14 protein-coding genes and 1 tRNA gene are annotated in these 14,308 nt (G+C 69.2%); 5 read left to right on the plus strand and 10 right to left on the minus strand.

Annotated features, from left to right (window positions below; translation table 11 throughout):
* Position 1: 1 nt before the first annotated feature.
* The 6 genes from J0I47_RS05575 to J0I47_RS05600 all read right to left on the minus strand — a co-directional run bounded on the left by J0I47_RS05575 (position 2) and on the right by J0I47_RS05600 (position 7,504).
* A complete protein-coding gene (locus tag J0I47_RS05575; protein ID WP_294045888.1) occupies positions 2–1,612 on the minus strand; it encodes a hypothetical protein in 1,611 nt (536 codons plus the stop codon).
* Positions 1,612–2,550: an AAA family ATPase gene (locus J0I47_RS05580; RefSeq protein WP_294045456.1), complete on the minus strand. Its 939-nt coding sequence runs from the start codon at positions 2,548–2,550 to the stop codon at positions 1,612–1,614. Before J0I47_RS05580 ends, J0I47_RS05575 begins: the two co-directional genes overlap by 1 nt.
* The gene (locus tag J0I47_RS05585; protein ID WP_294045457.1) at positions 2,547–4,055 is read right to left on the minus strand and encodes an XrtA system polysaccharide chain length determinant; all 1,509 of its coding nucleotides are present in this window, start codon (positions 4,053–4,055) and stop codon (positions 2,547–2,549) included. Before J0I47_RS05585 ends, J0I47_RS05580 begins: the two co-directional genes overlap by 4 nt.
* Positions 4,056–4,069: 14 nt before the next feature.
* Entirely contained in the window at positions 4,070–4,714 is a 645-nt protein-coding gene (locus tag J0I47_RS05590) for an XrtA/PEP-CTERM system exopolysaccharide export protein (protein WP_294045458.1), read from the minus strand.
* 106 nt (positions 4,715–4,820) lie between these two features.
* Positions 4,821–6,023 (minus strand): pyridoxal-dependent decarboxylase, exosortase A system-associated, encoded by a 1,203-nt coding sequence (locus tag J0I47_RS05595; RefSeq protein ID WP_294045459.1) that lies wholly within the window; start codon positions 6,021–6,023, stop codon positions 4,821–4,823.
* A complete protein-coding gene (locus tag J0I47_RS05600) occupies positions 6,020–7,504 on the minus strand; it encodes an AMP-binding protein (protein WP_294045461.1) in 1,485 nt (494 codons plus the stop codon). Before J0I47_RS05600 ends, J0I47_RS05595 begins: the two co-directional genes overlap by 4 nt.
* An 80-nt stretch (positions 7,505–7,584) precedes the next feature.
* On the opposite strand from J0I47_RS05600, the gene J0I47_RS05605 reads away from it, so the two are divergent.
* From J0I47_RS05605 to J0I47_RS05615, 3 genes are read left to right on the plus strand one after another with little or no spacing between them, the layout of a single operon-like run.
* Positions 7,585–7,890 (plus strand): acyl carrier protein, encoded by a 306-nt coding sequence (locus J0I47_RS05605; RefSeq protein WP_294045462.1) that lies wholly within the window; start codon positions 7,585–7,587, stop codon positions 7,888–7,890.
* Positions 7,887–8,585: a hypothetical protein gene (locus tag J0I47_RS05610; protein ID WP_294045463.1), complete on the plus strand. Its 699-nt coding sequence runs from the start codon at positions 7,887–7,889 to the stop codon at positions 8,583–8,585. Before J0I47_RS05605 ends, J0I47_RS05610 begins: the two co-directional genes overlap by 4 nt.
* Positions 8,573–9,337 carry a hydrolase 1, exosortase A system-associated gene (locus J0I47_RS05615; RefSeq protein WP_294045464.1) on the plus strand — a complete coding sequence of 255 codons (765 nt, stop codon included), beginning with the start codon at positions 8,573–8,575 and terminating at the stop codon, positions 9,335–9,337. Before J0I47_RS05610 ends, J0I47_RS05615 begins: the two co-directional genes overlap by 13 nt.
* Positions 9,338–9,340: 3 nt before the next feature.
* On the opposite strand, the gene trxB is transcribed toward J0I47_RS05615, so the two are convergent.
* Complete coding sequence (gene trxB / locus J0I47_RS05620) at positions 9,341–10,309, minus strand: thioredoxin-disulfide reductase (RefSeq protein WP_294045465.1); 969 nt, start codon at positions 10,307–10,309, stop codon at positions 9,341–9,343.
* Positions 10,310–10,454: 145 nt separating this feature from the next.
* On the opposite strand from trxB, the gene J0I47_RS05625 reads away from it, so the two are divergent.
* Entirely contained in the window at positions 10,455–11,462 is a 1,008-nt protein-coding gene (locus J0I47_RS05625; RefSeq protein WP_294045466.1) for an alpha/beta hydrolase, read from the plus strand.
* A gap of 1 nt (position 11,463) precedes the next feature.
* On the opposite strand, the gene J0I47_RS05630 is transcribed toward J0I47_RS05625, so the two are convergent.
* Positions 11,464–12,660: an acetyl-CoA C-acyltransferase gene (locus tag J0I47_RS05630; protein WP_294045467.1), complete on the minus strand. Its 1,197-nt coding sequence runs from the start codon at positions 12,658–12,660 to the stop codon at positions 11,464–11,466.
* 106 nt (positions 12,661–12,766) lie between these two features.
* Between J0I47_RS05630 and J0I47_RS05635 the strand changes: the two genes are divergently transcribed.
* A complete protein-coding gene (locus J0I47_RS05635; RefSeq protein ID WP_294045468.1) occupies positions 12,767–13,639 on the plus strand; it encodes a CoA ester lyase in 873 nt (290 codons plus the stop codon).
* Positions 13,640–13,664: 25 nt separating this feature from the next.
* On the opposite strand, the gene J0I47_RS05640 is transcribed toward J0I47_RS05635, so the two are convergent.
* Together J0I47_RS05640 and J0I47_RS05645 are read right to left on the minus strand one after the other, a co-directional pair.
* Positions 13,665–13,741, minus strand: a tRNA-Met gene (locus tag J0I47_RS05640).
* A 45-nt stretch (positions 13,742–13,786) separates the two neighbouring features.
* A complete protein-coding gene (locus J0I47_RS05645) occupies positions 13,787–14,290 on the minus strand; it encodes a 2'-5' RNA ligase family protein (RefSeq protein WP_294045470.1) in 504 nt (167 codons plus the stop codon).
* Positions 14,291–14,308 lie beyond the last annotated feature (18 nt).

Here is a 14,308-nt window from a genome sequence, read left to right on the forward strand (position 1 = left end):
GTCAGAACCGGTATTGCGCGCTCACCTGCGCTTGGGCCGAGGTCTCGTCCTGCTGGCCCTTGGCGCTGATGTTGTAGATGCCGAGCGACGCGGTCGTGCCGAGCCGCCCGAAGCTGCGCGACAGCGATCCGGTCGCGCCCAGGCTGTAGACACCCGACACGGTGCCGAAGCCCGGGTCGTAATAATTGGCGAAGACGTCGGCGTTGAACGTCGTGCGGCCGCCGATCGGCGCCGAATAGAACAGCTGCGCGTAATAGCTCTCGTCGGTCACGCCATAGACCGTGATGCCCGGCGTGTTGGCGGCATAGGTCCGCCGCGTCGAATAGCCCGCGCCGAAGCCGATCGTCGACGCGCCGCGTGATGCGGTGATCGTCCCGTCGACGCCGCGCGCGCGATAGGTCGCCGACGACACCGCCTGGAACACCGAATTGAGGCATGCGCCCGATGCTCCGCCCCCGGTCGTGCCGAAGGTGCAGCCGCTGAACTGCTGCGCGAGCAGGTCGCGCGTCGTGGTGAATTCGGTCGGCAGGCCGCGCAGGCCGCGCTGCAACTGGCCGCCGAACGTCTCGACCGTGTCGTACACGCTCACCTGCACCCCGACGCTGCGCGACGGCGCGTAGCTGAGCGCGCCGGTATAGCTCCACGAGCCGTAGCGTCGCCCGACATGCGCCCATAGCGACGTGCGCGGGCTCGGCCGCCAGGCGACGCCGGCATCCCAATAGATACCGTCGGTGCGATAGGCGATGCGCCGCGGCGACGCCGGGTCGGTGACGTAGCGGCCATGGCTGTCGACCACGGCATTGCCGTTCGCGTCGAGCAGCGGGTCCTTCGAACTCGAGGTGATCTTCTCGTATCCTGCGCCGCCTTCGACCGCGAAGGTGCCGCTCAGCGGCAGCACGAGGTCGCCGCGGCCGTACAGCCCGTCGAAGCGACTGCTCAACTGGCTCTGGTCGTCACGCGTCCAGCCGGCGCTCAGCGTCGCGCCGAACGGCGCGATCACGCCCGACTTGAACCCGGTCGAGACGGTCGCCGTCTGGTATTTCGAATCGTCGAAATAATCCTGCCGCGCCGGGCCGACCGCGGTGAAGCCGTAATTCGGCAAGGTCAGCTTGGTATAGGCGAAGCGATAGCCGGCGTTGAGGAAGATCGGCCCGCTGCCGGTGTTCAGCGTCGGCCCGACATAGGCCGAATAGAGGTTGCTGACGTCGCGGCGCTCGTAATCGTTGAACAACGGCCCGCCGAGCCCGCTGCGCGTCCGCGTCGCGATGCCGCCGCCGTCGAGCGTCAGCCCGCGGGCGACGCGGACCTGCGCATTGGCCAGGCCCGACACGACATCGGCGTCGCCAGTGCGCTTGTCCCAGGCGAACTGATGCTCGTAACGGACGTTGGCGTTGACCTTGACGCGGCGAGTCTGGATCGACGCATCGACCCCCGCCGCCGCCGACGTGTAGGTCAGCACGTCGTCGTTCTGCAGGTCGGCCACCGCGACCTGGCTCAGTTCGATATAGGGCGAGATCGACACTTGCCGTCGCCCGTCCCCGTCGCGCGCCATCGCCGGCGTCGCCGCCAGCAGCGCGCCGAGCGCCACAGCGCCCAGCCCGAAATATCGCATCACTGGCCCCCCTCCTGGCCGTAATAGCTGCCGAACCGCGCACCGCCCGGGGCGAACGCGACCTGGTTAAGCAGCAACTGGATATGCTCGCAGCCTTCGAGCCGCTGTACCGACTCGCGAATCTCGTTCTCCGACGTGCGATCGGCGCGGACCACCAGCATGACTTGCCCGACATGCAGCGCGAGCACTGCCGCCGGCGATGCGGCGAGTGCGGGCGGCGAATCGAACACGATCACGCGCTCCGGGTCGGCGGCGAGCAGTTGCGCGATCAGCGCCGACGTGCGGTCGCTCGCGACCAGTTCGGTATCCTCGATCGACCCGGTGCCGGCGGGCAGCAGGCTGAGGTTCGGGATGTCGGTCGCCACCACGCAGCGTTCGACGTCGAGGCTCGGATCGCCCAGCGCATCGAGCAACCCCGGGCCATCCTCGACCCCCAGCCGCGCCACGACGTCGGGCTTGGCGAAATCGGCATCGACCAGCAGCACGCGCAAGTCGCGCTCGGCGGCCAGGCTGATCGCCAGGTTGACCGCGCAATAGGTCTTGCCCTCGTCCGGCTTGGCCGAACAGACCAGGATCGTCCGCGCCTTGGCGTCGTGGCCCAACTGACGCGCGGTCAGCAGCAGATGGCGCTTCGCGAGCCGGAACTCCTCCGCCAGGACGCCGATCGGCGCGCCGGGGACGAGCAGCCCGTTCTCGGCCAGCATCGCACGGTCGATGGCGGCATGGCGGCCGGCGACCGGCGGCGCGACGACGACGGGCGCCGTCGCCTGCGGCGCTGCCGGAGCAGGTGCGGCGGGCGCGGGCGTTGGCGCCGGCGCGGCGGCCGGCTGCAACGCCTCGACCGGGATCTGGCTCGCACGCAAATGCGCCGAGAAATCATACACCTCGGCGGCGCGCTCGAGCAGCGAGTCACCGCGCCGGATCAATGGCTTGTTCATGCCGCCAGCCCCCGCATCAGCATCTCGACCCCCAGCAGCCCGACAAAGGCAATTGCGAGCCCGCCCCCCGCGCCTGCGAAGATCATCAACTTGCGCCGACGCAGTGCGGCATCGGCGCGCGACACGCGCTCGCTGATCGACCCGATCACCGGCAGGCCGCTGGCACGTTCGAGCCGCGCCGCGGTCGCGAAGGTCGCCTTAAGTTGCGACAACGCGAACGCCGCCCCGACCCCTGCGAGTACCGCGAAGATCAGCACCCCGGTCAGCAACAGCGGCCGGTTCGGCGCGGTCGGCGCGCGCGGCGCGACCGGCGGGTCGATCGTGCGGAACTTGATCGCGTCGGTCTGCGCCTGCGCCTGCGCACGCACGCGGACCTCCTCGCGGCTGGCGAGCAGCTGGTCGTATTGCGTCTTGAGCACGAGATAGTCGCGCTCGATCTGGCTCTGCTCGTTGGCGACCGCCGGGTCGCCGTTCAGCTTGGCCATGATCGCGTCCATGTCGTGCTGGAGCTGTTGCTTGCGCGCGGCGAGCGAGGCGGCCTGCGCCTGCTTGTCCGCCTGCATCGACTTGAGCGACAGATAGACCGGGTTGGCCGCGCCGCCGCCCGCACCCAGCGGCTCGCGCGCCGCCGCCGCGCGCGCCGCCGCGAGCTGGCCGTTCAGCGCAATCACGTCCGGATGGCTGTCGGTATAGCCCCGCGCCCGCGCATCGGCGAGCTGGCCCTCGATCGCCGCGAGCCGCGCCCGCGCCGGACCCGGCGCCACCGCGACGCCGCCGCCGGAGGTGGCCGATTGCCCCGCCATCTGGCCGTTGATCGCCGCCAGGCTGGTCTGCGCCGCCGCCAGGTCGCTGTCGATCGCCTGCATCTGCGTGCGCGCCGCCGACATGCGATCCTGGAGCGAGCCGGTCCCGGGCAGCGCGCCGAGATACTGCGTCTGGAACTGCGTCCGCTTGGCATCCGCATCGGCCAGCCGGTTCTGCAACTGCTCGACCTGGTTATCGAGGAAGCGCAGCGTCTGCGTCGTGTCGTTGCGATCGTCCGACAGGTTCTGGTCGACGAAGATCGAGATCAGCTTCGCCACGATCTGCTGCGCCAGCTTTGGGCTCGACGCCGAGGCGGTGATCTCGAACAGGTTGTTCTGCTGCGCGATGACCTTGATCCCGGCCTGCAATCCGGCGATGCGGTCGGTCAGGTCCTGCGGCGTCGCGACCGTGTTGGCCAGGTCGGTGCCACGCACCACCTTCTCCAGGTTCACCGAGCTGGTCAGCGTCTGGCGGATGGTATCGACGTCGTTCTGCTGGTCGGCGGCGGTGATGCCGATCTTGGCCGGCAGCACGCTACTCATCTGGACGAAGACGCGTGCCTTCGCCTCGTAGCGGTTGGGCATCTGGCTGACCACCAGCCAGCCGAGGAGCGCCACGCCCCACGCCACGCCAAGCGCCAGCCAGCGCCGTGTCCACACCGCGTGGGCCGCCAGCCGCAATTCGTCGTACAGACCGTTCACGAGTGCATCGCCCCTTAGAACATTGATTCGGGGATGATGATGACGTCGCCCGGTTCCAGCCGGACGTTCGCCGACGGGTCGCCGTTCTTCAGCAGGCGCCCGATCTTGATGTTGTAGTCGGTCTGCTTGCCCGTCGCGCGGTCGTAACGGATCAGGCGCGCGCGGTTGCCCGCGGCATATTGGTTCAGCCCGCCGACCGCGATCATCGCGTCGAGCAGGGTCATGTTGGCGCGGTACGGGATCGACGCCGGCTTCTCGGTCGCGCCGACGACGCGGATTTGCTGGCTGAACGTACTCTGCGCCGACTTGACGATGACCGAGACGATCGGATCCTTGATGTAGGTCGACAGCGCGATCTTCATGTCGTCGGCCAGCATCGCCGGGGTCTTGCCGACCGCGGGCATGTCGCTGACCAGCGGCGTCGTGATGCGCCCGTCCGGCCGCACCGACACGTCGGCCGACAGTTCGGGATTGCGCCAGACGAAGATGCTCAGCTGGTCGCTCGGCCCGATGACATATTCCTCGCCCGCCTGCTCGCGCTGGCCGACGAACGGCGCGGGCGACAGCTGCTGGCCGCCGCCGCCACCGACGCAGCCGCCGAGCGCGCTCGCCGCCGCGCCCGTCAGGACGAATGCCCGGGAAAGTTTCAGGAATCGCATCGACCGGCCTCCCGTCATGCGCGGGTTGATGCCGGTGACGTCAAACCGGCGCGCGCAGACTTTCGAGCGCCGCTATGGGCGAAGGGAGGTAAAGATCGGGTTAGTGCTATGCGCCGACCAGGATCTCAGCCGGTGCGGGATGGCCCAGGAACGCCTGCGGGCTGGCGGTCAGACCGTAGGCGCCGGCCATGAACACGGCGATGACGTCGCCGGGATGCGCGACCGGCAACTCGACCTGATCGCCGAGCCGGTCGAGCGGCGTGCACAGCGGGCCGACCACGCTAACGACCTCGCGCGGAGCATCGGGCGCGGCGGTGGCGATCGCGATCGGATAGTTGCGGCGGACGACGGTCCCGAGGTTGCCGGACGCCGCCAGTTGATGGTTCATGCCCCCGTCACAGACCAGGAAGGTCTCGCCCTTGCTCTCCTTGCGATCGATCACGCGGGTCAGGTACACGCCCGCCTCGCCGACCAGCCAGCGACCGAGTTCGATCGCGAAACGAGTGCCCACGAGGCTGGCGGGCAATGCCGCCAGCCGCTCGCGCAAAGCTTGGCCGATCGCGGCAATATCGATCAGCAACTCGTTGGGAAAATACGGAATCCCGAACCCGCCGCCGAGGTTGACGAGCGGCGGCGTCCCGACGTCGTCCGCCAGCCGCGCGGCGAGGTCGAGGGTCCGCGCCTGGCTATCGATGATCGCCGCGGCATCGAGCGCCTGCGATCCCGCGAAGATGTGGAAACCGCGCCAGTCGGCCCCGGCGGCGACGATCCGCCGGACCAAAGCCGCCGCGCGATCGGCATCGACCCCGAACGGCGACGCGCGCCCGCCCATCCGCATCCCCGATCCGCGCAACTCGAAGTCGGGGTTTACCCGCACCGCCAGCCGTGGCCTGACGCCGGCCCGATCGGCAATCGCAAGGGCGCGGTCGGCCTCACTTTCGCTTTCGAGATTGATCGTCACCGCGGCCCGGATGGCGGCGTCGAGTTCCGCATCGGTCTTGCCCGGCCCGGCGAAACTCACCGCCCGTCGCAAGCCCGCCACCATCGCCAATTCACCCGCCGAAGCGATGTCGAACCCGTCGACCAGCGGCGCCATCGCCGCGAGCAACGGACCATATGGATTGGCCTTCACGGCATAATGCAGATCGACGCCCGTAAACGCTCCCCGAAACCGTGCGATGCGGTCGGCGACAATACCGAAATCGTAGACGAAGACCGGGGTATGCTCGGTCAGTTCCGCAATCGACCGTCCGCCGATCGTCAGCGGCAAGCCACGAAAATCGCTGGGGATCGCGCCCATCGGCTTCATGATGTCATCCCCCTCATCCCGGCACGGTCGAGCTTGCCGTTGGCATTGCGCGGCAGTGACGTCAGCCACACGTAGCGCACCGGTTGCATGAAGCCGGGTAGATCGCGCCGCAGCCGCTCGCGCAAGCCCGCTTCCACCGAGCCGTCGCCCGCCGCGACCACCACGATCGCCTGGCCCAGCCGCTCGTCGGGCACGCCGAACGCGGCTGCCTCGCGCACCTCGCCGTCCGCCGTCACCGCGTCCTCGATCTCGGTCGGGCTGATGCGGTTGCCGGCCGATTTTATCATCTCGTCATCGCGCGCGACGAAGCGGAGCAGTCCGTCCGCGCCGATCGTGCCCAGATCGCCCGAATAGACCGCCGTCCCGCGATCGTCGAACCAGTCGGGCGCGGGGTGATAGCGTTCCGGCATCCGTGCCGCGTCGTGCCAATAGCCGAGCGACACGAGCGGCCCGGCATGGACGATCTCCCCCGTTTCGCCCGGCGCGGCCCGGCTACCATCGGGGCGCACCACCGCGACCTCGGCGAAGGGGATCGCGGTGCCCACCGCATCGGGGTGCGCGTCGATCAACGCCGGGTCGAGATAGGTCGAGCGGAACGCTTCGGTGATGCCGTACATCGCGTAGATATCGGCGGACGCGAACCGCGACCGCAGCCCGTCGATCAGCCGTCGAGTCAGTGCACCGCCTGAGTTCGTCAACCGTTTCAGACTACTTATGTCACTTTCCTGATCCACGACGTCAAGCAATTGCGCCCATAACGGCGGCACACCGGCCAGCGTCGTGATCCGCTCGCGCGCGATCGCGCGATAGACGTCGCGGGGCAGCAGATAGTCGAACGGCACCACGCACCCGCCCGCCGCCCAGGTCGAGAACAACTGGTTCTGCCCGTAATCAAAACTGAGCGGCAGCACGCCGAGCACGCGGTCCGCCGGCGCGAGCTTCAGGTAATGCGCCACGCTGATCGCGCCCAGCCACAGGTTCGCATGGCTGAGCATCACGCCCTTCGGCTGCCCGGTCGATCCCGACGTATACAGCAACGCGGCCAGCGCCTGCGGATCGGCCGCGGACGGCGGCAAACGGTCACCGTCGAGCGGCGGCTCGGCGGTTGCCACCGCGCAATCCGCCAGCGTCAAGGTTGCGGCGCGCTCGGGCTGGGTCAGCAGCAGCCGCGCGCCGCTGTCGCGCAGAATATGCTCGACTTGCAGGTGCTTGAGCAACGGATTGACCGGCACATGGACGAAGCCGGCGCGCGCCGCCGCCAGCGGCATCAGGCACGCAACGCGAGTCTTCGGCAACCACGTCGCCAGGCGATCACCCGGCGCCAGCCCCCGCTCCGCCAGCCATGCCGCCAGCGCGCCGACCGCCGCCTCCAGCCCGGCATAATCGAGCATACCCTCGCGTGTCTGCAACGCCGCGTCGCCGAACCGCCCGCGTGACGTCAGGTGGTCGATCGGGTGCGGCACGGGATCGAGCGGGATCATGCCGCCGCTGATAGCGCCGCCGTGCGCTTCCCCCAAGCACCCTTCCCAACACCGCGCCCGGACGGTAACGCGCGAGGCGCATGACCCAGCCGATCCAGCATACCTCCCGCCCCCAGATCGCCGACACCGATCGCATCGTCCGCGCGGTGCTGCGCGACGTGCTGGCGCTCGACCAGGCGCGGGTCGATGGCTTCGACAGCGCGACGCCGCTGTTCGGTGCGCTGCCCGAGCTCGATTCGATGGCGGTGGCCGGCGTGCTGACCGAGATCGAGGATCGGCTCGGCATCCTGATCGAGGATGACGAGGTCGACGGCGCCATGCTGGAGACGTTCGGCGCGCTGACCGCGTTCGCGCAGGCCAAGGTCGCCGCCAGGACGCGCGATTGACCGAATATTACGACTGGGCCGGCGGGCGCGAGGCGCTGCTGCGCTGCGGTCCGGCGCAAGGCCCGGTCGCCGTGCTCGCCTTGCCGCTGTTCGAGGAAGCCAATCGCACGCGCACCTTCGCGGTCGGACTGATGCGGCGGCTGGTCGATCGCGGCGTCGCGAGCGCGCTGCCCGATCTGCCGGGCCAGAACGAGAGCGTCGTGCCGACCGAGCAGGCGATGCTGGCGGGGTGGCGCGCCGCCTTCGCCGCAGCCGCCATGGCGGCGGGACGCGGACGCACGGTGCATGGCGTGGCGTTCCGCGGCGGCGCACTGGTCGATCATGACGCCGCGCTCGCCAGCCGCTGGCAACTGGCGCCGGCCAATGGCGACGCGCTGGTCCGCGAGCTGTTCCGCATCGCGCAGGCGGCGGGAGAGCCGCTCGGCATCGATCTCGACGCCTATAGCGACGAGGGCGGCCCGGTGACGATCGCCGGCAACCGCATCGCGCGCCCTTTGCTCCGCGACCTCGCCGCCGCCGATTGCGTGCGCGACGGTGCCGTCCGCGTCGTCCGGCTGGAGACCGACCCGGCGGTCGCCGACCGCAAGCTGTCCGGCACGCCGTTGTGGCGGCAGAGCGAGCCGGGCGACGACCCCGCGCTCGCCGACGCGCTGGCCGACGACATCGCCGGATGGATTGCCCGATGCGCGAGTTGATCGCGTTTCCCTGCGACGGCGACACGCTGGCCGGCACGCTCGACGATGCCGGTGGCGCGACCGGGCTGCTGATCGTGTCGGGCGGCAACGAGATTCGCTGCGGTGCGCATCGCGGGATGGCGTTGCTGGCGGCGGAGCTCGCGGCGCGGGGGGCGCCCGTGTTCCGGTTCGATCGCCGCGGGATCGGCGATTCGGAGGGCGCCAATCATGGCTGGGCCGATAGTGGCCCCGACATCGCCGCCGCCACGCAGGCGTTCCGCGCCGTCGCGCCGGGTGTGCGGCGGATCGTCGGGTTCGGCAATTGCGACGCCGCGACCGCGCTGGCGCTGTTCCATGCTGAGGCCGGGATCGACGCGCTGGCGCTCGCCAATCCCTGGGTCGGCGACGAGGACGACGACCTGCCCCCCGCCGAGGCGATCCGCGCGCATTATGCCGATCGCGTGCGAGACCCTCGCCAATGGCTGCGCGTGCTGCGCGGCGGCGTCGATATCGGCAAGGCGATCAAGGGGTTACGAAAGGCTTCCGACACGTCGTCGCAAACGGTCAACCCTATCGTCGAACGGATGGCGACGGCGCTTGCCGGCACCCCGCACCGCTTCCTGCTGGCGGGCGGGGACAACACCGCGATCCGCTTCGCGTCGGCCTGGAGCGGCGGCGGCGACATCCGCCGACTCGACAGCAACAGCCATAGCTTCGCCAAGCCCGGCGACGGCGCGTGGCTGCGCGACCAGTTGGTCGACGCGCTGCGCTGACGATCACTCCGCCGCTTCGGCGACCTGTTCGAAATCGGCCTCGGCCAGGAAGCGCTCGGCATCCAGCGCGGCCATGCATCCCGTCCCCGCCGCCGTCACCGCCTGGCGATAGACCTTGTCCATCACGTCGCCGCACGCGAAAACGCCGGGCACGCTGGTCCGGGTCGAGCCGACCTCGACCTGGATGTAATGATCCGCATCCAACGCCAAGTGACCGCGGAACAATTCGGTCGCCGGATGGTGCCCGATCGCGACGAACCCGCCCTCGACGTCGAGCCGCGACAGTTCGCCCGTCACCGTATCCCGCAGTTCGAGCGCGACCAGCCCGGCGGTGCCGCCGCCGTCGACGAAGGTCTCGACCTCCTTGTTCCACAGCACGTTGATCTTGTCGCTCGCGTGGAGCCGTTCCTGCAGGATCTTCTCCGCCCGCAGCGAGTCGCGGCGGTGGATCAGCGTGACGTCGGGCGAATGGTTGGTGAGGTACAGCGCTTCCTCGACCGCGGTGTTGCCGCCGCCGATCACCGCCACCCTCTTGCCGCGATAGAAGAAGCCGTCGCACGTCGCGCAGGCGCTGACGCCCTTCCCCTTCAACGCTTCCTCGCTGTCGAGCCCCAGCCATTTGGCCTGCGCGCCGGTCGCGATCACCAGCACGTCGCCCTCGTACACGTCGCCGCCATCGCCGATCAGGCGGAACGGGCGGCGGGTCAGGTCGACCTCGACGATCGAATCCCACATCATCCGCGTGCCGACATGCTCGGCCTGCGCCTGCATTTCCTGCATCAGCCACGGCCCCTGGATGACGTCGCGGAAGCCGGGATAATTCTCGACATCGGTGGTCGTCGTGAGCTGGCCGCCGGGCTGGATGCCCTGCACCACGATCGGCGCGAGTCCGGCGCGCGCGCCGTAGATCGCGGCGCTGAGCCCCGCCGGGCCGGAACCGAGGATGAGCATGCGAGTGGTATGCGTGGTCATGCGCAAAGTCCTAGGGGCGAAGCGCCCGTCCACGCAAATGTGGGGTGCCGCTTATCCACAACAAGCTGTGGCGGCGAGCGGAAACGCTTGCGCGACCCCGAGGCGCGCCGGATGCTCCGACGATCGGATCGAACGGAGAATCGCTATGCGCCAGTTGCGGTGGGTTCTGCTTGGCGCGCTGGCGCTGACCGGCATGGCGTGCCGCGCGGCGCCAGCGCCCCAACCGCAAGACAAGCCGTCGCCGGTGCCGGCCAAGAAACCCGACGTGTTCACGGTCGGTGTCTGGCAACCAGCGGCCGGACTGCGGCAGGCTCCGATCTGGCCCGGCCCCGCGCCCGACGGAACGCTCCGACCGCAGGGACCCGAAACGATCCAGACCTACGATGATCCGCCTGCGACCGGCGGCACGTCGCAGGCGGTGCTCAACGTCGCGATCCCGACGATGACGATCATTCCTGCGAAGGGCCGCACTACCGGTACCGCGGTCATCGTCTTCCCGGGTGGCGGGTTCCAGAAGGTGTTCATGGGGCTGGAAGGTACCGAAATCTGTGACTGGCTGGTCGCGAAGGGCATCACCTGCATCGTCTCCAAATATCGCGCGCCGGGCGGCAACGATTACTGGGACGACAACCTAAAGCGCCACATCACGCCCAAGATCATGCGCGCGCTCCAGGATGCGCAGCGGACGATCCGGCTGGTCCGCTCGAAGGCCGGTGAACTCGGGATCGATCCGCACAAGATCGGCGTCATCGGCTTTTCGGCCGGCGGCTATCTGGTCGCGCAGACCAGCAATATCCTGACTCCCGCGTACAAGCCGGTCGACGCGATCGACCAGGTGAGCAGCCGCCCGGACTTCGCCGTAGCGCTCTATCCGGGCCATATCTGCCGCGACGACGGCAAGACCTTCGACCCGACGCTCCCCATCAGCAAGACCGCCCCGCCGACCTTTATCGCGCAGTCGTGGGATGATCCGGTCGATCCGATCTGCAACAGCCTGATGTATGCCGCTGCGCTCGACAAGGCCGGCGTCTCGACCGAAATCCACCTGTTCGCGCATGGCGGCCACGCCTTCGGCCTGCGCAAGAAGGATCAGCCGGTCGGCGTCTGGCCGACGCTGGTCGAGGCGTGGTTGAAGCAGCTCGGCATGTTATAGCTCACGGAATCTCGAACAACCCTGCCGCGCCCATCCCGCCGGCGGTGCACATCGAAACGACGACATACCTCACCCCACGCTTGCGCCCCTCGATCAGCGCGTGTCCGACCAGCCGGCTGCCGGTCATGCCGAACGGATGACCGACCGCGATCGCGCCGCCATTGACGTTAAACCTGGCCGGATCGATGCCGAGCGCGTCGCGACAATAGAGGCATTGCGACGCGAACGCTTCGTTGATCTCCCACAGGCCGATATCGCCGACCGAGAGCCCGGCGCGATTGAGCAGCTTGGGGATCGCGAAGACCGGACCGATCCCCATCTCGTCCGGCTCGCAGCCCGCGACCTGAAACCCGCGATAGATGCCGAGGATGTCCTTGCCCTCCGCCTCCGCCGCCCTGCGCTCCATCAGCACCTGCGCCGCCGCGCCGTCCGACAGTTGCGACGCGTTGCCGGCGGTGACGTTCCGGCCCTCGCGAATCACCAGCCCGTCCTTCAACACGGTGCGTAGGCCCGACAGGATCTCGGCGGTGGTGCCGCCGCGAATGCCCTCGTCCTGAGTCACGGTGATTTGCTCGGTGCCGGTCGCGTTGCCTTCCTTGTCGAACGTCGCCTTCTCGACCGTGATCGGCGCGATCTCCTCGGCGAAGGCGCCGTTCCGGAGGCCGTCGAACGCGTGCTGCTGGCTCATCGCGGCGAACTCGTCCTGCGCCGCGCGCGAAATACCGTAGCGGTCGGCGACCACCTCCGCGGTCTCGATCATCGACATATAGGCGAGCGGTTTGCGCGCCAGCACCGACTGGTTCTGGACCGGCCCGGGCGCCTGTTTCGCGGTCAGCGTGATCGACTCCATCCCGCCGGCCAGCGCCACGTCGAGCTCGTCGCACATGATCCCGCGCGCGGCATGCGCGATCGCGGTCAGGCCGGAGCCGCATTTGCGGTCGAGCGTGAACGCCGGCACCGTGATCGGCAGGCCGGCGGCGAACACGCACATCCGCGCGAGGTTGCCCCCTTGCGTCCCCCATTCGTTGCCCGCGCCGTAGAAGACGTCGTCGATCCGCGCCGGGTCGATCCCGGCCCGCTCGACCGCGGCGTTCATCACGTGCGCACCGAGCACGGGTGCTTCGGTCGCGTTGAAATAGCCGCGATTGGCCTTGCCGATGCCGGTGCGGGCGGTGGAGACGATGACGGCTTCGCGCATGACAATCCTCTCGATTTATCGAATATCGGGTACGGCCTGTATCGGCAAGCCGCCGCGAAATCGAGAGGGACTGGCGCAGGTCATGGCGGCAGGGCTAGATGCCGCGATGACGACCAGCCCCCTCGCCGCCCGCTCGCTCCTGTTCGCGCCGGGCGATTCGCCGCGCAAGCTCGAGAAGGCGGGGCTGAGCGCGGCCGATCTCGTCATCGTCGACCTGGAAGATGCCGTCGCCGAGGGCGCCAAGCCGGACGCGCGCCACGCCGTAGCCGCGCACCTGACGGCGACGCATCGCCGCCAGCCGCATTGGGTGCGGATCAACCCGCTCGACACGCCGCACGCATTGCCCGACCTCGCCGCGATCGTCCCGGCACGGCCCGACGGCATCGTCCTGCCGAAAGCGACGCGGGCCGATGCGGAGACGCTGCACCGCTATCTGGAGGCGCTGGAGGCGGCGGCGGGGTTGCCGGTCGGCGGCATCCCGATGTTCGTGCTGGCGACCGAGACCGCCGCCGGCGTGTTCGACGTCGGCAATTATGCCGGCTGCCCCCGCCTCGCGGCGCTGAGCTGGGGGGCGGAGGACAGCGCGACCGCGCTCGGCGCGACCAGCAATCGCGACGACGACGGCGAGTACGACTTCCCCTATCAGATGTTTCGCGCACTCTGCCTGACCGGTGCCGCCGCCGCCGGGGTCAGCGCGATCGAGACGATCCATGGCGATTTCCGCGACGCCGCCGGGCTGGATCGGATGGCGCGCCGGGCGCGGCGGGCAGGCTTCCGCGGGATGCTCGCGATCCACCCCGACCAGGTGCCGGTCATCAACGCCGCTTTCTCCCCGAGCGCGGACGAAGTCGCGCACGCCGAAGCCGTCGTCGCCGCCTTCGCCGCCCATCCGAGCGCGGGCACGGTCGGCCTGAACGGCGCGATGCTCGATCTGCCGCACCTGAAGCGCGCGCAGGCGTTGCTGGCGATGAAACGGTAAGCCCAAACGGTCGCTGCTACCCGAATGGTAGCGGAGGAGGGACTTGAACCCCCGACCCCAGGATTATGATTCCCGTGCTCTAACCAGCTGAGCTACTCCGCCCAACCGTTTGGAAGGCGCGCCTATAGGTGCGGGCGCGGCGCTCGGTCAAGCGCACATGTGGCGCGACAGCAATTCCCACGGGCCGCCGCGATACCACCACGCGGCATAGCCGGCGATCGCGAGCGGACGCGGCCGGAAATCGGGGGTGAGGTCGGCGAGCAGGGCGCGGGCGGTCGTGGGGTCGACCTTGTTCTGGATCGTGACGTGCGGGCGCCAGCCGCTCGCGTCCTGCGGCGTCAGCAGCGACGCCCAGCGCTCGGCGAGGTGCGCGCGAACGGCGGCGAGGTCAGGGCTGTCGATCCGATACGCGACACCGCGGCCGAGCGAGATCAGGCCGGCCAGCCGCGTCGCCGGCCGCCCCTCGCGCGCCGCGGCGGCCAGTTGCTCGCGCACTTCGTCGGCGATCGACGGCGGCAGATGGTGGAACATCGTCAGATGCGCGGCCAGGAAATTGCGCTCGGGCGGGAAATGCGCCTGCCGCTGGCGGTCGAACCACGCCTGGTCTTCGCGGCCGAACAGTGCGGTTACGATGATCGGCGCCGGCGTCATCCCGCCCCTCTACGTCAT

Origin of the sequence: Sphingomonas sp. (genome assembly GCF_017304635.1) — a bacterium.
In the GTDB taxonomy this organism is placed as follows: domain Bacteria; phylum Pseudomonadota; class Alphaproteobacteria; order Sphingomonadales; family Sphingomonadaceae; genus Sphingomonas.

Bases quoted from the DNA above. Each gene is read 5' to 3' on its own strand.
- J0I47_RS05625 (WP_294045466.1), top strand. From the start codon at position 10,455: ATGCGCCAGTTGCGGTGGGTTCTGCTTGGCGCGCTGGCGCTGACCGGC.
- J0I47_RS05605 (WP_294045462.1), top strand. From the start codon at position 7,585: ATGACCCAGCCGATCCAGCATACCTCCCGCCCCCAGATCGCCGACACC.
- J0I47_RS05575 (WP_294045888.1), bottom strand. From the start codon at position 1,612: ATGCGATATTTCGGGCTGGGCGCTGTGGCGCTCGGCGCGCTGCTGGCG.
- J0I47_RS05595 (WP_294045459.1), bottom strand. From the start codon at position 6,023: ATGAAGCCGATGGGCGCGATCCCCAGCGATTTTCGTGGCTTGCCGCTG.
- trxB (WP_294045465.1), bottom strand. From the start codon at position 10,309: ATGACCACGCATACCACTCGCATGCTCATCCTCGGTTCCGGCCCGGCG.
- J0I47_RS05635 (WP_294045468.1), top strand. From the start codon at position 12,767: ATGACGACCAGCCCCCTCGCCGCCCGCTCGCTCCTGTTCGCGCCGGGC.
- J0I47_RS05590 (WP_294045458.1), bottom strand. From the start codon at position 4,714: ATGCGATTCCTGAAACTTTCCCGGGCATTCGTCCTGACGGGCGCGGCG.
- J0I47_RS05645 (WP_294045470.1), bottom strand. From the start codon at position 14,290: ATGACGCCGGCGCCGATCATCGTAACCGCACTGTTCGGCCGCGAAGAC.
- J0I47_RS05615 (WP_294045464.1), top strand. From the start codon at position 8,573: ATGCGCGAGTTGATCGCGTTTCCCTGCGACGGCGACACGCTGGCCGGC.
- J0I47_RS05580 (WP_294045456.1), bottom strand. From the start codon at position 2,550: ATGAACAAGCCATTGATCCGGCGCGGTGACTCGCTGCTCGAGCGCGCC.
- J0I47_RS05600 (WP_294045461.1), bottom strand. From the start codon at position 7,504: ATGATCCCGCTCGATCCCGTGCCGCACCCGATCGACCACCTGACGTCA.
- J0I47_RS05630 (WP_294045467.1), bottom strand. From the start codon at position 12,660: ATGCGCGAAGCCGTCATCGTCTCCACCGCCCGCACCGGCATCGGCAAG.